The sequence below is a fragment of the Pseudonocardia sp. ZF1 genome (assembly GCF_056835605.1).
The window spans coordinates 1,758,479-1,776,511 of the sequence record NZ_JAJNBY010000001.1 but is presented as its reverse complement, the minus strand read 5'-3'; the positions used below and the strand labels follow the sequence as shown (position 1 = coordinate 1,776,511).

The window sequence follows — 18,033 nt, the reverse complement described above, 5'->3', positions numbered from 1 at the left end:
CTACGCGGAGCGGATGCCCCGCGTAGGGAACGACGCCCGATGTTCGCCGACAGCGCACGACGAGTCGTGCGGGACCGCGCGACGACCGCCGATCAGGCCTTCGCGTCGGCCTTGTCGGAGGCCTCGTCGGCGGTGGTGTCCGCGGCGTCGTCGGCGGTGTCGTCGGCACCGTCCACGTCGGTCGCGGGGATCTCCTCGACGGTGGTCTCGTCCTCGTCCGGCCCGAGCAGGTCGGACAGGTCGACGGCCTCGCCACCCGGCAGGGTGACGGTGGCGGAGCGCACCGCGGTGATCAGCGCCTTGGAGCGGCGGACGTCCTGGTAGATCACGCCGAGCTGGCCGGCCTGCTGGATCTGCTGGACGAACTGCTCCGGGGCCATGCCGTACTGCTGCGCCTGGTAGACGATCCGCTCGGTGAGCTCCTGGTCCCCGACCGAGATCTCCTCGCGGTCGGCCAGGGTGTCGAGCACGAGGCGGTAGCGGACGGCCTTCTCGGCCTCCTCGCGCGTCTCGGTGTCGAACTGCTCGCGGGTCTTGTCCTGCGAGGAGAGGAACTCGCCGAACTTGTCCTCGTCGTGGTCGAAGGCGTGCACCGCGTCGTGGGTGCGGGTCTCGACCTCGGCGGCGACGACCGACTCCGGCAGCGGCACCTCGGTGTCCTCGACGAGCTTGTCCAGGAGACGGTCACGGGCCTGCGCGGCCTGCTCCATCCGCTTGGACCGGCCCAGACGCTCGCGCAGGTTCTCGGTCAGCTCGTCGAGCGTGTCGAACTCCGAGGCCAGCTGGGCGAACTCGTCGTCGGCGTCGGGGAGGTGACGCTCCTTCACGGTGGTCACCTTGACGGTGATCTCCGCGTCCTTATCGGCGTGCTCACCGGCGACCAGCTTCGAGGTGAAGGTCTTCTCCTCGCCGGCCGACATGCCCTCGAGGGCCTCGTCGATGCCGTCGATGAGACCGCCCTGGCCGACCTCGTAGGAGAAGCCGGTGGTGGTGGCCTCCTCGATCTCCGTGCCGTCGACGGCGGCGGAGAGGTCGATCTGGACGTAGTCACCGGACTGCGCGGGACGCTCGACACCGGCCAGGGTGCCGAACCGGGCGCGCAGCTGGTCGAGCTGCTCGGTGACCTCGTCCTCGGTCACCTCGGTCTCGTCGACCTCGACGGTCAGGCCGTCCAGGTCGGGGAGGGTGATCTCGGGGCGGATGTCGACCTCGGCGGTGAACGCGATGCGCTCGCCGTCGGCGATCTCGGTGACCTCGATGTCGGGCCGGCCGATCGGCTTGACGTCCTCGGACGTCACCACGGCCTCCTGGTACTTCACCGGGATCGCGGCGTTCACGACCTCGTCCAGGACGGGGCCATGGCCGATCCGGGCCTCCAGGATGCGGGCCGGCGCCTTGCCCGGGCGGAAGCCGGGGATGCGGACCTGCTGGGCGATCTTCTTGTACGCGCGGTCGAAGTCGGGCTTGAGCTCGTCGAACGGCACCTCGACGTTGATCCGGACGCGCGTCGGGCTGAGGTGCTCGACGGTGCTCTTCACGGTGGAACTCCTTGGGCGGTACGAGTGCTGCAACGGGCCGCGGCTCGCGCGGCCCCCGGTCGGTGGCCCCGCCCGCCGGCGCCGGACGATCCCGGCTCTGCGCCGGGCGTCCCGTGCCACCGGCCGCCGGGTACGTGGGACGCGCCCGGTGACGGCGGGGCTCGCGCGAGTCTAGGCGAGCCCGGTCACCGTGCGACGGCCCGGGCGCGGGTCAGGGTGCGACGGCCCCGCCCGCACCGACGTCGGCGACGGTCACGTCGACGGCCAGGGTGTCGTCACCGAGGACGGCACGGACCCGGTCGGCGACCTCGTCGGCGACCACGGCGAACGGCCTGCCCAGCCGGAGGACGACGGCGATCTCCACCGGGTCGGCCAGCCGCACACCCTGGACCCGGTGCCCGGGCAGGTACGACGCGATCGAGCCGAACGGGCCGCCGTCGAGCCGCAGCACCGACGGGTGGGCGAGCACGGCGTCCACGACGGCCTGCGGGCCGGGTCCTGCGGCGGGGTCGGTCACGGGTCGGACCCTAGCCACACACGACGGCGGCGGCACCCCGCTGCGGGGTGCCGCCGCCGTCGTCGTCGTGCGGGTCAGCTCGTGAAGGTGTCCTTGAGCTTCTCGCCGGCCTGCTTCAGGTTGCCGGTGGCCTGGTCCGCCTTGCCCTCGGCCTGCAGGTCCTTGTCGTCGGTGGCCTTGCCGGTGGCCTCCTTGGCCTTGCCACCCAGCTCCTCGGCCTTGTTGCTGATCTTGTCTCCGAGACCCATGGGGCTCACCTGATTCCTGATCGCGTGTCCGGCGGGCGGGGGTGCGAGCCGGTCGCTACCGTCGCTGACGGGGTGGACTACCCCCACCCTCCACTTCCCACACCCCGACGGGGCGTCCATGGCGAACGCACAGGTCAGCGGCCCACCGGCCGCCGGGCCTCCGGGCCCCGGCGTGCCGTCGGCGCGGGTGCCGTCGCGGGCCGCGCTGGACGAGACCACGCTGGTCGTCCGGGCCCAGGACGGCGACGTCGGCGCCTTCGAGGAGCTGGCCCGCCGCCACCAGAACGCCCTGTTCCGGGTCGCGGTCCGGGTGCTCGGCGACGCCACCGACGCCGAGGACGCCCTGCAGGACGCGCTCATCGACGCCTGGCGGCGGATCGGCGGCTTCCGCGGCGAGGCGGCCTTCTCCACATGGATGTACCGCATCGTCACCCACCGCTGCACCGCGCTGGTCCGGCGGCGGCGACGGACCGACCCGCTCCCGACCGACGACGGGCCGGGCGCCCCGGCCGACGACCGCTCCCCCACCCCGGAGCGGGCGGCCGAGGTCGACGCGGAGATGGCGGCCCTGTCGCGGGCCGTCGCGTCGCTGCCGGAGGACCAGCGCACGGCCTGGGTGCTGCGGGAGCTGGAGGGGCTGGGCTACAGCGAGATCTCGCAGATCACCGGGGCGGGTGAGACCGCCGTCCGCGGCCGGATCCACCGGGCGCGCGGGGCACTGGCGGAGAGGATGCGGGCATGGCGGTAGAGAGGAGCGGGGCGGAGCGCGTCGAGCCACTGGCCTGCGGCCGGGACGCCGCCGATGTCTGGGACCACGCGGAGGCGGGTGTGCTCGACGAGCACGAGCTGACCTGTCCGCACTGCGTGCGCGCGCACGCGGACCACGACCGGCTCGGCGGGCTGGTGGCGCGGATGGCGGCCGAGCCGCTGCGGCCGCCGCCGTCGGTGCTGGAGCAGGTGATGGGCGCGGTCGTCGCGGACCTGCGCCCGCACGAGCTGCTCGCCCTGGGGCCGGACGCCTGGCTGGGCAGGCCGACCGCGGAGGCGGCGCTGCGGCACGTCGTGGACACGATGGACGGGCTGCGGGCCCGCCGGTGCCGGATCGAGCAGCTGCGCGCCCCGGACGGTTCCGGGGACGGCCCGGCCGCGGTGTGGGTGCGGGTGACCGTCGCGGCCCGGTTCGGGGTCGACCTCGCCTCGGTCACCGCGCGCGTCCGGCAGATGATGATCTCGGCAGGGGACCGCACGCTCGGCGTGCCGATCGCCGGGGTCGACATCCTGGTCGAGGACCTGTGGGAGGAACCGGCATGAGCGGGCGTACGACGGTCACCGTCTCCGACCTGGCCGTCGCACGGGTGGCGGCGCGGCGGGTCCGGCGGGTGCCGGGGGTGGCGGCGCTGATGGGCGACGTCACGCAGACCCTGCTGGGGCTGGCCGCGGACTGGCTGCCCCGCGACCCGGTCCCCGAGGAGCTGCGGGTGCAGGGCCTGGTCGCGTCGGTGCACGGGCACGAGGCCGAGATCCGGGTGACGGTCGGGGTGCGGTTCGGCACGAACTGCGCCGAGCTGGCCGAGCGGGTGCGCCGGGAGGTGACCGAGGAGGTCGCGACGGTGTGCGGCCTCGACGCCCGGGTGCGGGTGACCGTCGCCGACATCGCGCTGCCGGCCTGAGCCGCGGTCCCCTCTCTCCCCGCGCGCGGGGAGCGGGTCAGGCCCGGCCGGCGAGCACGCAGTCGCCGCAGGTCCCGCCGCCGGGGGCGCGGACGTAGAGGCAGCAGGAACGGCGCCGGAACGCCCACTCGGTGTCCGGGTCGGTGTCGTCGAGGCGGAGCAGCCGGCCGGTGGCACCCGACGGCAGCGGCCCGCGCAGCACCGGGTGGTCGGCGAGCGCGTCGAGCAGGGCCAGACAGCGGCGCCGGTCCGGGCGTCGCACGGTCTCCATGACCCGTGCCGCCCCGCCGATCGAGGACACGACGTTGCCGCGCAGCACCCGCGGCGACACCACGGCCCGGGCCGCGACGGCGGCGTACAGCGGATCGAGGTGGGTGGCGGCGAGCTCGCGGGCGAGCAGGTCCGCGGCGCCGGCCGGGTCGTCGGCCACGTCCGGGGTGGCGACGCCGGTGGACCCGGCGGGCAGGCTCGGCGCCCACGGGTCGTCGGCGCCGGGGTCGCGGCGCAGCTCCCCGAGCGACGGGAGCACACCGTGCAGGGCGACGGCCGCGAAGGGCATCGACACGATCCGCGCCGCGAGCCCCATCACCGCCACCGAGGCACCGATCCGCCGGTCCCCGCCGAGCGCGGTGGTGACCTCGTCGATCCGCCGGCCGAGCGGGTCCGGGCCGCCGGGGACCGGCGCGGCGTGGAGGTCGTCCCACCGGACGGTCCCGGAGGCGGCGGGGGTCGCCACCGCGAACCAGGGACCGATGGTCGCGACGTCGGCGAGGACCTCCGCCACCCGGCCGTCGGTCACCCGCCCGGGTGAACCAGGCAGCGGCCCGGGTGTGGCGACGCGGATCGGGGGCACGTTCACGGGGGAGCAGTCTGCCCGACCCGGATACGCGTTGCGTAACGGTCCGGACGCCCCCGGCGATCCCATGCAGGAGAAGGCCGGTCCCGACGGATGGTCACGCCTCGCTCACCGTCCGGACACGGGACGGCAACGTTGACCTGCTCGCATGGTCAGCGATCCACATCACGGGACCGGTGGGCCGCTCTCAGTAGCGCACCCCGGTGGCGACGTGCGACTCTGTGCACTCGCCAGACCGCACTCGCCGGGGTGTGCGGTCGAACCGTGCCGCAGGAATGGCCGGGTACTGGAAGTCAGCGCCCGGCCGCTCGGCGTGCCCGGAGGAGGATTCCGTCCGCCGGTCACCCACCCGGCGGCACGGTGCACCTGAACGGCCCTCGTCGCACGTCCCACTCGGGCTGCGCGCTGTATCCTGAGATCTTTCTTCGGACCGCAGCGAGCTGCCCGGTCCGGGTCGTCCGATGCGGGTGACTCAGGTGCACCGAGACGACAGGAGGAGCAGTTGGCCGCGATCAGTGACCAGACGCGTCGCCCCTCGCCCGGTGGGCTGTACGCCGCCGATCACGAGCACGACGCCTGCGGTGTGGCCATGTTGGCCGACGTCACCGGCAAGCGCAGCCATGCCATCGTGCAGAAGGCCATCGAGGCCCTGCTGCGACTGGAGCACCGCGGTGCGCGTGGCGCCGAGTACAACACCGGTGACGGTGCCGGGATCCTGATCCAGGTCCCGGACGCGTTCTACCGCGAGGTCACCGACTTCGACCTGCCCGCGGAGGGCGCCTACGCCACCGGCATCGCGATGTTGCCGCGTGACGAGGCCGAGGCCGCCGCGGCGATCGAGCGGATCGGCGAACTCGCCGCCGAGGAGGACCTCACCGTCCTGGGGTGGCGCGAGCTGCCCACCGACCCCGACGCCGCGGACCTGGGCTCGATCGCCCGGGACGCGATGCCCGGGTTCCGCCAGCTGTTCGTCGGCGGCGTGGAGCTGGCCGGGGACTCCCCCGGGACCGCCCCGGCCGGCATCGACCTGGAGCGTCGGGCGTTCTGCTTCCGCAAGCGGGTCGAGCACGACACCGAGACCTACTTCCCGTCGCTCTCGCCGCGCACCGTCATCTACAAGGGCATGCTCGCCGAGCCCCAGGTCGCGGCGTTCTACCCGGACCTGAACGACGAGCGCGTCACCTCGGCGCTCGCGATCGTGCACTCGCGCTTCTCCACGAACACGTTCCCGGCGTGGCCGCTGGCGCACCCGTTCCGCTACGTGGCGCACAACGGTGAGATCAACACGCTGCGCGGCAACCGGAACTGGATGGCGGCCCGCGAGTCGCTGCTGGAGTCCGCGAACCTGCCCGGCGACCTGTCGCGGCTGACCCCGATCGTCACCCCGGACGCGTCGGACTCGGCCACCTTCGACGAGGTCCTGGAGCTGCTGCACCTGTCCGGGCGCAGCCTGCCGCACGCGGTGCTGATGATGATCCCGGAGGCCTGGGAGCACAACACCGAGATGGACCCCGCCCGGCGGGCGTTCTACGAGTACCACTCCACGCTGATGGAGCCGTGGGACGGACCGGCCCTGGTGGCGTTCACCGACGGCACCCGGATCGGCGCGGTGCTGGACCGCAACGGTCTGCGCCCGGCCCGCTACTGGGTCACCGAGGACGGCCTGGTCGTGCTCGCCTCCGAGGTCGGCGTGCTGGACGTCGCGCCCGACAAGGTCGTCCGCAAGGGCCGCCTCGAGCCGGGCCGCATGTTCCTCATCGACACCGAGCGCGGCAAGATCGTCGACGACGACGAGGTCAAGGGCGCGCTGGCCGCCGAGCAGCCGTACGCCGACTGGCTGCACGCCGGACTGATCCGGCTCGACGACCTGCCCGCGCGTACCCGCGAGACCCCGACCCACGAGACGCTCAACCTGCGTCAGCAGGCCCTCGGCTACACCGAGGAGGAGCTCAACGTCCTGCTCCGCCCGATGGCGGTCACCGGGGCGGAGCCGATCGGCTCGATGGGCAACGACGCGCCGATCGCCGCGATCGCCGAGCGCCCGCGCCAGCTCTACGACTACTTCATCCAGCTGTTCGCCCAGGTCACCAACCCGCCGCTGGACGCGATCCGCGAGGAGCTCGTCACCTCGCTGTTCAGCCAGCTCGGGCCGGAGCAGAACCTGCTCGACGCGACGCCGGCGCACTGCCGGACGATCGTCGTGCCGTTCCCGGTGCTGACCAACGACGACCTGGCGAAGATCGTCCACATCAACGACGACGGGGAGTTCCCCGGCTTCGCCTCGCACGTCGTCCGCGGCACGTTCACCGCCCGCGACGGCGGCAAGGGCATGCTCTCGCGGCTGGCCGAGATCAAGCAGGAGGTGTCCCGCGCGATCGAGAACGGGGCCCGCCTGATCGTGCTGTCCCAGCGCGGGGTGGACGCCGAGCACGCGCCGATCCCGTCGCTGCTGCTCACCGGCACCGTGCACCACCACCTCGTCCGGGAGCGCTCGCGCACCCGCGTCGGGCTGGTCGTGGAGTCCGCGGACGCCCGCGAGGTGCACCACATCGCGCTGCTGCTCGGCTACGGCGCCTCCGCGGTGAACCCGTACCTGGCGATGGCCACGGTCGAGGACCTCGCCGAGCGCGGCGACGTCCCGGGCGTCGACGGCCGGACCGCGGCGAAGAACCTGGTCAAGGCGCTCGGCAAGGGCGTCCGCAAGACCATGTCGAAGATGGGTGTCTCGACGGTCGCGTCCTACACCGGCGCGCAGATCTTCGAGGCCGTCGGCCTGGGCGCGGAGGTCATCGACTCGGCGTTCCGCGGCACTGCGTCGCGGATCGGCGGCGTCGGCTTCGACGTCCTCGCCGAGGAGGTCCTCTCCCACCACCGCCGCGCGTACCCCGCCGACGACGTCCGTGCCTCGCACCGGGCGCTGCCGGTCGGCGGCGAGTACCAGTGGCGCCGCGAGGGCGAGCTGCACCTGTTCAACCCGCAGACCGTCTTCAAGCTGCAGCACTCCACGCGGGCCGGGAAGTACGAGGTCTTCAAGGAGTACACGAAGGCCGTCGACGAGCAGGCGAAGCGGCTGATGACGCTGCGCGGCCTGTTCCGGTTCAAGGACGGCCTGCGCGAGCCGGTCTCGATCGACGAGGTCGAGTCCATCGAGTCGATCATGACGCGGTTCGCGACCGGTGCGATCTCCTACGGCTCCATCTCCCAGGAGATGCACGAGACCCTGGCGATCGCGATGAACCGCATCGGCGGCCGCTCGAACACCGGTGAGGGCGGCGAGGACCCGGACCGCTTCACCCCGGACCCGAACGGGGACTCGCGCCGCAGCGCGGTCAAGCAGGCGGCGTCCGGCCGGTTCGGCGTCACCAGCGAGTACCTGGTCAACGCCGACGACATCCAGATCAAGATCGCCCAGGGTGCCAAGCCCGGTGAGGGCGGTCAGCTGCCCGGCGGCAAGGTCTACCCGTGGATCGCGACCACCCGGTACTCGACGCCGGGTGTCGGCCTCATCTCGCCGCCGCCGCACCACGACATCTACTCGATCGAGGACATCAAGCAGCTCATCCACGACCTGAAGAACGCCAACCCGCGGGCCCGCATCCACGTGAAGCTGGTGTCCCAGGTCGGCGTCGGGACCGTGGCGGCCGGCGTGTCCAAGGCGCACTCCGACGTCGTGCTCATCTCGGGCCACGACGGCGGCACCGGCGCCTCGCCGCTGTCCTCGATCAAGCACGCGGGTGGTCCCTGGGAGCTCGGCCTGGCCGAGACCCAGCAGACGCTGATGGCCAACGGGCTGCGCGACCGGATCACGGTCCAGGCCGACGGCCAGCTCAAGACCGGTCGTGACGTCGTCATCGCGGCGCTGCTCGGCGCCGAGGAGTACGGCTTCGCCACCGCCCCGCTGGTGGTCTCGGGCTGCATCATGATGCGCGTCTGCCACCTGGACACCTGTCCGGTGGGCGTCGCGACGCAGAACCCGGAGCTCCGCAAGAAGTTCAACGGCAAGGCCGAGTACGTCGTGAACTTCATGAGGTTCGTGGCGCAGGAGGTCCGCGAGATCCTCGCCGGGCTGGGCTTCCGCTCGCTCGACGAGGCGATCGGCCGGGCCGACGTGCTCGACGTCGACTCCGCCGCCCAGCACTGGAAGTCCCGGCACCTGGACCTCTCGCCGATCTTCCGGATCGCCGACGTGCCGGACGACGCGCCGCGCAAGCGGACCCGCGAGCAGGACCACGGCCTGGACAAGGCGCTGGACAACACCATGATCCAGCTGGCCGAGGGCGCGCTGCGCAACGGCGACCGGGTCCGCCTGGACCTGCCGGTGCGCAACGTCAACCGCACGGTCGGGACCATGCTCGGGTCCGAGCTGACCCGGGCGCACGGCGGCAAGGGCCTGCCCGACGACACGATCGACATCACGTTCACCGGCGCGGCCGGGCAGAGCTTCGGTGCCTTCGTGCCCAAGGGCATCACGCTGCGGCTGGTCGGCGACACCAACGACTACTTCGGCAAGGGCCTGTCCGGTGGCCGGCTGACCCTGCAGCCGGACCCGTCGTCGCCGTTCGCCGCCGAGGAGAACGTCATCGCCGGCAACGTGATCGGCTACGGCGCGACCTCGGGCGAGATGTTCATCCGCGGTGTCGTCGGCGAGCGGTTCTGCGTCCGGAACTCGGGCGCGGTGGCCGTCGTCGAGGGCGTCGGTGACCACGGTTGCGAGTACATGACCGGTGGCCGGGTCGTCGTCCTCGGGCGGACCGGGCGCAACTTCGCGGCCGGCATGTCCGGTGGCGTCGCCTACCTGCTCGACATCGACAAGAACCGGGTCAACCCGGAGATGGTCGACCTCGACCCGCTGTCGGACGAGGACCGCTCGATCGTGCACGACCTCGTCGAGCGGCACCACGCCGAGACCGGCTCCGCGGTGGCGCACGCGCTGCTCACCGACTGGGACAACGCGGTCGAGCGGTTCGGCAAGGTCATGCCCAAGGACTACAAGCGCGTGCTGCTCGCGACGGAGAACGCCGAGCGCGAGGGCCGCGATGTCAACCAGGCGATCATGGAGGCTGCTCATGGGTGACCCCAAGGGCTTCATGACCACTCCTCGGCAGACGCCCACCCGGCGGCCGGTGGACCTGCGGCTGATGGACTGGCGCGAGGTCTACGAGGACTTCCCGACCACGACCCTGGAGTCCCAGGCCGGGCGCTGCATGAACTGCGGCATCCCGTTCTGCCACCAGGGCTGTCCGCTCGGGAACCTCATCCCCGAGTGGAACGACCTGGTCTACCGCCACGACTGGCGGGAGGCGATCGAGCGGCTGCACGCCACGAACAACTTCCCGGAGTTCACCGGGACGCTGTGCCCCGCCCCGTGCGAGGCGGCGTGCGTGCTGGCCATCAACGACGACGCGGTCACGATCAAGCAGGTCGAGATCGAGATCATCGACAAGGCCTGGGACGAGGGCTGGGTCGGCCCGCAGGTGCCCGAGGTGAAGACCGGCAAGAAGGTCGCCGTCGTCGGGTCGGGTCCGGCCGGGCTGGCCGCCGCCCAGCAGCTGACCCGGGTGGGGCACGACGTCGTCGTGTTCGAGCGGGCCGACCGCATCGGCGGGCTGCTGCGCTACGGCATCCCCGAGTTCAAGATGGAGAAGGCGCGCCTGGACCGGCGCCTGGCGCAGATGGTCGCCGAGGGCACCCACTTCCGGGCCTCGGTCGACGTCGGCACCGACATCACCGTCGAGCAGCTGCGGGCCGACTTCGACGCGGTCGTCCTCGCCGGTGGCGCGACGGCGTGGCGCGACCTGCCCGCCGACGGCCGCGACGCCGAGGGCGTCTACCAGGCGATGGAGTTCCTGCCGTGGGCCAACCACGTGCAGCAGGGCGACATGGACGCGCCGCCCATCTCCGCCGAGGGCAAGGACGTCGTGATCATCGGCGGCGGTGACACCGGCGCCGACTGCCTGGGCACCTCGCACCGTCAGGGCGCGAAGTCGGTGACCCAGCTGGAGATCATGCCGACGCCGCCGGAGCACCGCACCGACGGCATGCCCTGGCCGACCTACCCGATGGTCTACCGCGTCTCCTCGGCCCACGAGGAGGGCGGCGAACGCCTGTTCTCGGTCAACACGACCGAGTTCGTGAAGGACGCCGACGGCAAGCTCGCCGGCATCCGGATCGTCGAGGTCACGCGCGGCGAGAAGGGCTTCGAGCCGGTCGAGGGCACCGAGAAGGAGCTCCCGGCCCAGCTGGTGCTCCTCGCGATGGGCTTCGTCGGCCCGGAGAAGGGCGCCCTGCTGAACGACCTCGAGGTCGATCTCGACGAGCGCGGCAACGTCGCCCGCGACGACCGCTACATGTCCTCGGTCGACGGTGTGTTCGTCGCCGGTGACATCGGCCGCGGCCAGTCGCTGATCGTGTGGGCCATCGCCGAAGGCCGCTCCGCGGCCGCCGGTGTGGACGAGTGGCTCACCGGCCGCTCGGTGCTGCCCCGCCCGATCGACCCGGGCGACCGCCAGATCGCCTGACGTCGTACACGCGCACGAGGGGCCCGGCCGCACAGGCCGGGCCCCTCTCGTGTGTCGGGGTCAGTCCACGCGTTCCAGCTCGTACGCGTCGTCGCCGATCCAGATCCGCACGCCCTCGGCGTCGTCGGAGATGTAGCCGTCCTCGTCCTCGCCGAGCTCGCGGATCGCGCCGAGGGCGAGCCGGTCGAACTCCACGACGCCGTCACCCACGTCGACCGACCGGTACTCCCGGGCCAGCATGGCGGTGCGGCACTGCGTAGCCAGCCACGTCGCGTTCTCCGTACCGACCTCGACCCGCCACCGCTCATCGCGCATGCGACGAGTATGCCCCGGATCTCTCCGTCCGTCGCCGGTCTTCTACCGGCGATCGTGACGGAATGCTCCCCGCCGGACGCACACCGCGATCCGCTCCCGCCCGTCGCGGGGGCGGCGCCGCTCACGGTGGCGGGCGAGACAGGGGCCACTGCACCCACAACCCGACGGCGGGTCGGGCGTTGAACCCCGTGACCGGCATCTGCAGAACCGGGAGCCCCTGTCGATGCCGGGCACCATCGGGTCATCGGGTACCGCGGCCACGCGCCGCGGGCCCGATGCCCGGTGGTGTATCCCGCGCCGGTCGCCGCGCGCGGCGATGAGTTCTCCGGGCCCGCCGGTCGTAGGCGGTGAGTGCCCCGGAACCGCCGGGGCCGTGCCCGCGGAGGCCACCATGACCGCCCCCTCCCCCACCCGTCGCATGCCGGTCGCCGCACACCGTGCGCTGTGGGTGCTGCAGATCCTGCTCGGCCTGTTCTTCGTCCTGGCCTCGGCGCTGCCGAAGTTCTGGGGCGACCCGTTCGCCGTCGCGATCTTCGACGGGATCGGCCTCGGACAGTGGCTGCGCTACGTCGTCGGGTTCCTCGAGCTGGCCGGCGGGATCGGCCTGTGCACCCGGCGCCTCGCCGCCCCGGCCGCCTCCGGGCTCGTCCTGCTGATGATCGGTGCGGCGCTCACCCAGGCGTTCGTCCTGCACGGCGGGGCCCTGGTCGTCATGCCGCTGGTCCTGGGCGCCCTGGCCGCCGTGATCGCGGTCGCGCGACGGAACGAGACGCTCGCCACGCCTCGCTGACCTGCGTTTACGCACAGCGATCATCGGGCATCTCCAGGGAGAGAAGACCGATCCGGACACCCCGGTTCGCCCGAGTCAGTCCCGCAAGGGGGAGGAACCCGCCATGGCCGACCGCCACGTCAAGCCGGTCGACGACGGCTGGACCGTCGAGAAGGAAGACGCCCAGCGCCCGAGTGCCCGTACGAGCACCCAGGCCGAGGCCATCACCCGGGCGGTGGAGATCATCGCCAACGACGGCGGCGGCAACCTCGTCGTGTACGGCACCGACGGCTCGGTGCGCGAACGCCGCTCCATCGACTCCGACGCCGACGGCGGCACCGCCACGAAGGCCGTCGCGAGCGCCACCGCCACCGGGGCCGGCGACACCGCGTCGAAGGCCGCCGAGACCACGGGCAAGGCCGCCGACAAGATCGGTGCCGACACGAGGACCACCGCCAAGAAGGTCGCCGGCGAGACCGGTGACAGTGCGGCGAAGGCCGGCGAGACCGTCAAGAAGGGCGCCGACAAGGTCGCCGCCGAGGCCCGCAAGGTCGACGACCAGGGCAAGGACCCGAAGAAGGCGGGCAAGGCCGCCGCCGAGGCCGCGAAGGCCACCGGCGAGCAGCTGGCCGGGAACGCCCAGCGCACCGGAAAGCAGGTCGCCGGCGAGGTGTCGGCGTCCGCGGAGCGGTCCGCCGCCACCGTCAAGGCCGTCGCCGAGCAGGGTGCCGACTCCGCGGTGCGCACCGCGGACCGGGCCGCGCGCGTGAGCGCCCGCGTCGAGGACGACCTCGACGACACCGGGGCCCGCCTGGCCCGCCGGCTCTACGAGAACGGCGAGCGTGCCGCCTCGCAGCTGGACGACTTCGCCCTGCGCGTCTACAAGCCGCTGAACCCGATCCGGTTCACCAGCCGCGTCGCCGCCGGGGCGGTCGCCACCGCGTTCGGGGTGACCGGTGCGGTCACCTCGCGCGCGGGCAAGCTGTTCCAGCGCGGGACCCGCAAGGCCGCAGGCCGCTGAGTCCCCGTCGTACCGCGACCGCGCCCCCGCCGACCCCGTCGGCGGGGGCGCGGTCGTCTGCGGTCAGGACGTCGGGCGCAGCACGTAGTCGCCGGTGTCGTCGCTCCACTCCATCGCGATGAGGTCCCGGGCGCGGGCCGCCTTCGCGAAGGACAGGAAGCTGCCGAAGCCGTAGCGCTTCTCGGAGAAGTCGGGCACCCGCTTGCGGAGCTGGTTCTTCAGCCCGGACAGCTGCGGCGGGTCCCCGGCCGCGGCGATCCCGCGCACCACGTCGACCAGCAGCGCGAACGCGTCGTGGTCGGCGTCCGGGTCGTCGGGCAGCGCCACCTCGGGGTCGCCCTGCGCCGCACCGGTGGTCAGCGTGACCGCACCGCGGTCCTGCAGGTGGCGCAGCAGCTCGCCGAAACCGCGGAAGCCGTGGTCGGCCTCGTCGAACGTGGGGTCCTTGCGCAGGATCGCGCGCTTGAGCCGCGACGCCAGCACAGTGCCGTCGGCCTGCCGGGCGAGACCGCCCAGGGTGCTGACGACGAGCCCCGCGACGTCGCGCTCCTCGGCGCCGGTGGTGGCGGTGTCGTCGCTGCCGTCGGAGAAGGTCACGTCGAACGGGTCCGGCGGGACGATCGGGGCCGGTTCCGGCTCCGGCGCCGGGACCGCGACCGGAGCGGGCGTCGACACCTGTCCCACGGCCGGGGCCGGGCGGGGACTCCCCCGGCGACGACGCGGCGGCGCGGGCGCCTGGGTCGGCTCGACACCGGGGAGCCGGTCGTAGAACAGGAACTCGTCGCAGGCGGGCGGCAGCAGCGCCGAGGTCGAGGACTGCACCCCGATCCCGATCACGCGTTTGTCCAGCTCGCGCAGCTTGTGCATGAGCGGGGTGAAGTCGGAGTCGCCGGTGCCGATGGCGAAGGTGGTGATGAACTCCCGCTCGTAGGCGAGCTCGATCGCGTCGACGGCGAGCTTGATGTCGGCCGCGTTCTTGCGGGAGCCGCCGATCCGCTGCGGGATCTCGATGAGCTCCACCTGGGCGCGGGCCATCAGGCGGCGGTCCTCGTCGAAGGAGGACCAGTCGGCGTAGGCGCGGCGGACCACGACCCGCCCGCGTTCGGCGAGCGCGTCGGCCACCGGGCCGAAGTCGAAGGGGACGACCCCGAGCCCGTCGCGGGCGCCGATCGCGAGATTCTCGTAGTCGAGCAGCAGTGCGATGCGTTCGTCCTCGTGGGCCACCGCGGAAGCCTAATGCGCTGGCCCGGATGCCCGCCCGCAGGGCACGGTGCTCCGATGCGCGCGGAGGACGTCGAGGACGCGGTGACGATGATCGTCGGAGCCCTGGGGACGGTGCCCGACGACGGCTGGTCCGCCCCGGCCGGACCGCTCGACTGGTCGTGCCGCGACACCGTGGTGCACGTCGCGGACGACCTGTTCGGCTACGCCGCCCAGGTGGCGCTCGCCCCGCCCGACGACTACCCGCCGTTCGAGATCGTGGTGCCCGGCGGCGTCGGCACCGCCGGTCTGCTGCAGGTCGTCGCGACCGGCGGGGCGATGCTCGCCGCCGCCGTCCGGACCGCACCCGCGGGGGTGCGCGGCTGGCACCCCTACGGCGACGCCGACGCCGCCGGGTTCGCCGCGATGGGCGTCACCGAGGTCCTGGTGCACACCCACGACATCACCCGGGCCACCGACCCGGCGTGGACGTTGCCGGCGGCGCCGTGCCGGGGCGTGCTCGCCCGGCTGTGGCCGGACGTCGACGCGGGCGACGACCCGGCCGGGGCGCTGCTGCACCACACCGGCCGGGCGTCGTGGCGCGGTGTGCCCGCGCCGGTCCGGTGGCGCTGGCACGGCGCGCCGCGCTGAGGGCGGTGCCGGGGGGTCGATGGGCGCGGGCGGTCAGCCGCGGTCCGTCTCCCCCTGCGACCCGCCCAGCGGCTGTTCGGCGACCTGACCGGTCCAGGCGGCACGCGCCCCGGAGTCCCCGATCCGCACCGTCGTCACCACCGCCCCGACCGCGACGACGACGGCCAGCACGGCCACGACCACCGTCGCGACGGTCCCGCCGGGCGCCGTCCCGGCCGGGACCTCCGGGGCCCCGCCGCCGGCCGTCGCGGGGACGCGGCGCGCGGCCCGGACCGCCACGACGTGGCGCACCGCGACCACGACGGCGACCACGGCCAGCCCGGCGGCCCACGGCAGCAGCCCGTCGCCCAGCTCGGTGTGGGCCCGGATGAGCGGGGTCCGCGGCAGCCGGTGCTCCAGCCACTCCCCCGCCTCGGTGGTCACCGGGACCAGGGCCAGCATGACCGCGGCGAGCACCACGGTCGGCCAGACCAGACGTACCCGTGCCGCGGGCCAGACGGCGACCAGCACCAGCCCGAGGGCGGTCAGCGGGACCAGCACCACGATGCCGTGCACCAGCAGGATGTGCGCCGGCAGCCCGGCGATCGTCGACTCCACACCGACGACGCTAGGACCGGCGTCACCCCTCCGGACAGTGAACTCAGCAGATCCTCACCGGGTTCTCACCCGGGCCTCACAGCGGCAGGGGATGATCTCGCGGGCACGACACGAGGAGAACGGTCCATGGGCGCCGGCACCACCGGGATCGACGCGGTCCCGATCACCACGTGGCAGTTCGTGACGGGGTTCGTCCTCGCCGGTGTGGTGCTCCTCGTCCTGACCGTCCTGGGGGTGCGGCGGGCCGGGCGGTCCCGGCACCGGTCGCTGCGGATCCTCGCGCGGCTGGGCGCGACGGGTGTCGTCGCGGTGGTGCTGCCGGCGAACGTCCTGGTCGGGGTGAACGCCGGGCTGGACTACCTGCGGACCGTCGGCGACGTGGCCGGGACAGGGCCGGTGGAGGGGATCGGGGTCGCCCAGCTGCTGCTGAGCCGGAAGGTCCCGGCCACCGGTCAGGTCGTGCAGATCCCGATCCCGGGCACGGCGTCGCACTTCGCGGCCCGGCCCGCGGTCGTGTGGGTGCCGCCCGCCTGGTACGAGCGGCCCCGGCCGCAGCTGCCGGTGATCGTGCTGCTGCACGGGACCCCCGGCCGTCCGGTGGACTGGGTGGACTCCGGGGGCGCCGCCGACGTCGCGAACGCCTGGGCCGCCCAGCACCACGGGGTGGCACCGATCCTGGTGATGCCCGACGTCAACGGGACCTACACCGCGGACTCCGAGTGCGTCGACACCCCGACCGCGAAGGTCGAGACCTACCTGACCCGCGACGTGCCCCGGGTGGTGAGCAGGCTGCTGGGGACACGGCCGCCGGGACCGTCGTGGGCGGTGGCGGGGTTGTCCGAGGGCGGCAGCTGCGCGGCGATGCTGGCGCTGCGCCACCCCACGGTGTTCGCCACGTTCGGTGACTACGCCGGACTGCTCGGCCCGCGGGTCGGGGACTCCAACGGTGGAGTCCCGGACACCGTCGCCGGGCTGTTCGGCGGGTCGCAGGCCGCGTTCGCCGCACACGACCCGGCGACGCTGCTGGCCGCGAACCGGGTCCCCGGGATCGCCGGCTGGTTCGAGGCGGGTGACGCCGACACCGACCCGGCCGCCGCCGCGCGCACACTCTCGGCGGTGGCGACCCGGGCCGGTGCCGAGAACCGGCTGGTGATCGTGCCCGGGGGCGGGCACGACTTCGACCTGTTCTCCCAGGCGCTGTCGGACTCCTACCCCTGGCTCGCGGGACGGGTGTCGGACCCCGCGCCCTGACCCGGGGTCAGGGGGCGCCGAAGCCGGCCGCCCCGAGGACCTGACGGCCCTCGTCGCCGTTCACGAACTGCACCCACATCTGCGCCAGCTCGGCGTTCCTCGTGTCCTTCAGGACGACGATCGGGTACTGGTTGACCGCCTCCGACGCCTGCGGGATGTCGACGCCCTGCGCCTGCCCCTTCGACGCGGTGACGTCGGTCCGGTAGACGAGCCCGGCGTCGGCGTTGCCGGTGGTGACCTTCTGCAGCACCGACTTGACGTCCTGCTCCTCGGAGACGGGCGTGATGTCCACGCCGGCGGCCTTCTCCACCTTCTCCGTCGCCGAGCCGCACGGCACCTGCGGGGCGCAGACCACGGTGCGCAGACCGGGCCTGCCCAGGTCCTGCAGCGACGCGATCTGCTTCGGGTTCTGCGGAGTGACCGCGATCTGCAGGGTGTTGGTGGCGAAGACCTCGGGCTGCCCCTGGGCGTTGCCCGCGTCGGTCACCTTGGTCATGTTGTTCTGGTCGGCCGAGGCGAACACGTCGGCCGGTGCGCCCTGGTTGATCTGCTGGGCCAGGGCCGAGGACCCGGCGAAGTTGAACACCACGTCCGTGCCCGGGTTGGCGGCCTCGAACTTCTTCTCCAGGTCACCGAACGTGCCGGTCAGCGACGCCGCGGCGAACACCGTCAGCGTGCCGCCCTGCGCCTCGCCGCTCGGCTGCGCGGCGCTCCCGCCGCCCCCGGCTCCCCCGCCGCAGCCCGCCAGCGCGAACAGCGCCGTCACCGCCAGCGCGGCGCCGGCCACTCGTCCTCGGATCCTCACGAACACCCTCCCGGGATCGACTCCCCGCGCTGTTCGCCGATCACGAACTGCGGCTCGGCAGGCATCTTATGCACGCA

General features: G+C 73.2%; 17 protein-coding genes. 9 read left to right on the top strand and 8 right to left on the bottom strand.

Features of this window, described 5'->3' with window-relative positions:
* Positions 1-92 precede the first annotated feature (92 nt).
* The 3 genes from tig to ZF1_RS08810 form a co-directional block, all read right to left on the bottom strand.
* Positions 93-1,538: a trigger factor gene (gene tig / locus ZF1_RS08820; RefSeq protein WP_482636968.1), complete on the bottom strand. Its 1,446-nt coding sequence runs from the start codon at positions 1,536-1,538 to the stop codon at positions 93-95.
* A 211-nt stretch (positions 1,539-1,749) separates the two neighbouring features.
* Positions 1,750-2,055 (bottom strand): hypothetical protein, encoded by a 306-nt coding sequence (locus tag ZF1_RS08815; protein ID WP_346107599.1) that lies wholly within the window; start codon positions 2,053-2,055, stop codon positions 1,750-1,752.
* Between the two features lie 74 nt (positions 2,056-2,129).
* Positions 2,130-2,303 carry a CsbD family protein gene (locus ZF1_RS08810; protein ID WP_073578081.1) on the bottom strand — a complete coding sequence of 58 codons (174 nt, stop codon included), beginning with the start codon at positions 2,301-2,303 and terminating at the stop codon, positions 2,130-2,132.
* 118 nt (positions 2,304-2,421) lie between these two features.
* Between ZF1_RS08810 and ZF1_RS08805 the strand changes: the two genes are divergently transcribed.
* The 3 genes from ZF1_RS08805 to ZF1_RS08795 are packed head-to-tail and all read left to right on the top strand — an operon-like array spanning position 2,422 to position 3,973.
* On the top strand, positions 2,422-3,051 hold the full coding sequence (locus ZF1_RS08805) for an RNA polymerase sigma factor (RefSeq protein ID WP_476654196.1): 630 nt from the start codon (positions 2,422-2,424) through the stop codon (positions 3,049-3,051).
* Positions 3,042-3,614: a hypothetical protein gene (locus ZF1_RS08800; RefSeq protein ID WP_062401258.1), complete on the top strand. Its 573-nt coding sequence runs from the start codon at positions 3,042-3,044 to the stop codon at positions 3,612-3,614. The genes ZF1_RS08805 and ZF1_RS08800 overlap by 10 nt, the downstream gene beginning before the upstream one ends.
* Positions 3,611-3,973: an Asp23/Gls24 family envelope stress response protein gene (locus tag ZF1_RS08795; protein WP_062401256.1), complete on the top strand. Its 363-nt coding sequence runs from the start codon at positions 3,611-3,613 to the stop codon at positions 3,971-3,973. The genes ZF1_RS08800 and ZF1_RS08795 overlap by 4 nt, the downstream gene beginning before the upstream one ends.
* A gap of 37 nt (positions 3,974-4,010) precedes the next feature.
* Here ZF1_RS08795 and ZF1_RS08790 read toward each other — a convergent pair whose 3' ends face one another.
* A complete protein-coding gene (locus ZF1_RS08790; RefSeq protein ID WP_482636967.1) occupies positions 4,011-4,832 on the bottom strand; it encodes a (2Fe-2S)-binding protein in 822 nt (273 codons plus the stop codon).
* A gap of 586 nt (positions 4,833-5,418) precedes the next feature.
* Here ZF1_RS08790 and gltB point away from each other — a divergent pair.
* Both gltB and ZF1_RS08780 read left to right on the top strand, forming a co-directional pair.
* Entirely contained in the window at positions 5,419-9,903 is a 4,485-nt protein-coding gene (gltB, locus tag ZF1_RS08785; protein ID WP_482638687.1) for a glutamate synthase large subunit, read from the top strand.
* Entirely contained in the window at positions 9,896-11,347 is a 1,452-nt protein-coding gene (locus ZF1_RS08780; RefSeq protein ID WP_482636966.1) for a glutamate synthase subunit beta, read from the top strand. Before gltB ends, ZF1_RS08780 begins: the two co-directional genes overlap by 8 nt.
* 60 nt (positions 11,348-11,407) lie before the next feature.
* On the opposite strand, the gene ZF1_RS08775 is transcribed toward ZF1_RS08780, so the two are convergent.
* Positions 11,408-11,662, bottom strand: coding sequence for a hypothetical protein (locus tag ZF1_RS08775; RefSeq protein ID WP_482636965.1), 255 nt, complete (start codon positions 11,660-11,662; stop codon positions 11,408-11,410).
* A 391-nt stretch (positions 11,663-12,053) separates the two neighbouring features.
* On the opposite strand from ZF1_RS08775, the gene ZF1_RS08770 reads away from it, so the two are divergent.
* On the top strand, positions 12,054-12,452 hold the full coding sequence (locus ZF1_RS08770) for a DoxX family protein (protein ID WP_476654194.1): 399 nt from the start codon (positions 12,054-12,056) through the stop codon (positions 12,450-12,452).
* Positions 12,453-12,555: 103 nt separating this feature from the next.
* The gene (locus ZF1_RS08765; RefSeq protein WP_476654193.1) at positions 12,556-13,452 is read left to right on the top strand and encodes a DUF2188 domain-containing protein; all 897 of its coding nucleotides are present in this window, start codon (positions 12,556-12,558) and stop codon (positions 13,450-13,452) included.
* Positions 13,453-13,515: 63 nt separating this feature from the next.
* On the opposite strand, the gene ZF1_RS08760 is transcribed toward ZF1_RS08765, so the two are convergent.
* Entirely contained in the window at positions 13,516-14,676 is a 1,161-nt protein-coding gene (locus ZF1_RS08760) for a PIN domain-containing protein (RefSeq protein ID WP_405418489.1), read from the bottom strand.
* A 54-nt stretch (positions 14,677-14,730) separates the two neighbouring features.
* On the opposite strand from ZF1_RS08760, the gene ZF1_RS08755 reads away from it, so the two are divergent.
* Complete coding sequence (locus tag ZF1_RS08755; protein WP_346107587.1) at positions 14,731-15,303, top strand: maleylpyruvate isomerase N-terminal domain-containing protein; 573 nt, start codon at positions 14,731-14,733, stop codon at positions 15,301-15,303.
* A gap of 33 nt (positions 15,304-15,336) precedes the next feature.
* Here ZF1_RS08755 and ZF1_RS08750 read toward each other — a convergent pair whose 3' ends face one another.
* A complete protein-coding gene (locus tag ZF1_RS08750; protein WP_476654192.1) occupies positions 15,337-15,900 on the bottom strand; it encodes a DUF2231 domain-containing protein in 564 nt (187 codons plus the stop codon).
* A 126-nt stretch (positions 15,901-16,026) separates the two neighbouring features.
* Between ZF1_RS08750 and ZF1_RS08745 the strand changes: the two genes are divergently transcribed.
* The gene (locus ZF1_RS08745) at positions 16,027-17,151 is read left to right on the top strand and encodes an alpha/beta hydrolase (RefSeq protein ID WP_476654191.1); all 1,125 of its coding nucleotides are present in this window, start codon (positions 16,027-16,029) and stop codon (positions 17,149-17,151) included.
* 7 nt (positions 17,152-17,158) lie between these two features.
* Here ZF1_RS08745 and modA read toward each other — a convergent pair whose 3' ends face one another.
* Positions 17,159-17,956 (bottom strand): molybdate ABC transporter substrate-binding protein, encoded by a 798-nt coding sequence (gene modA / locus ZF1_RS08740; protein WP_482636964.1) that lies wholly within the window; start codon positions 17,954-17,956, stop codon positions 17,159-17,161.
* Between the last annotated feature and the right edge of the window lie 77 nt (positions 17,957-18,033).

What these genes read in the sequence shown, in the direction of transcription:
- ZF1_RS08810 (WP_073578081.1), bottom strand. Translation starts at nt 2,303, where the DNA reads ATGGGTCTCGGAGACAAGATCAGCAACAAGGCCGAGGAGCTGGGTGGC.
- ZF1_RS08805 (WP_476654196.1), top strand. Translation starts at nt 2,422, where the DNA reads ATGGCGAACGCACAGGTCAGCGGCCCACCGGCCGCCGGGCCTCCGGGC.
- ZF1_RS08800 (WP_062401258.1), top strand. Translation starts at nt 3,042, where the DNA reads ATGGCGGTAGAGAGGAGCGGGGCGGAGCGCGTCGAGCCACTGGCCTGC.
- ZF1_RS08795 (WP_062401256.1), top strand. Translation starts at nt 3,611, where the DNA reads ATGAGCGGGCGTACGACGGTCACCGTCTCCGACCTGGCCGTCGCACGG.
- gltB (WP_482638687.1), top strand. Translation starts at nt 5,419, where the DNA reads ATGTTGGCCGACGTCACCGGCAAGCGCAGCCATGCCATCGTGCAGAAG.
- ZF1_RS08780 (WP_482636966.1), top strand. Translation starts at nt 9,896, where the DNA reads ATGGGTGACCCCAAGGGCTTCATGACCACTCCTCGGCAGACGCCCACC.
- ZF1_RS08775 (WP_482636965.1), bottom strand. Translation starts at nt 11,662, where the DNA reads ATGCGCGATGAGCGGTGGCGGGTCGAGGTCGGTACGGAGAACGCGACG.
- ZF1_RS08770 (WP_476654194.1), top strand. Translation starts at nt 12,054, where the DNA reads ATGACCGCCCCCTCCCCCACCCGTCGCATGCCGGTCGCCGCACACCGT.
- ZF1_RS08765 (WP_476654193.1), top strand. Translation starts at nt 12,556, where the DNA reads ATGGCCGACCGCCACGTCAAGCCGGTCGACGACGGCTGGACCGTCGAG.
- ZF1_RS08755 (WP_346107587.1), top strand. Translation starts at nt 14,731, where the DNA reads ATGCGCGCGGAGGACGTCGAGGACGCGGTGACGATGATCGTCGGAGCC.
- ZF1_RS08745 (WP_476654191.1), top strand. Translation starts at nt 16,027, where the DNA reads ATGGGCGCCGGCACCACCGGGATCGACGCGGTCCCGATCACCACGTGG.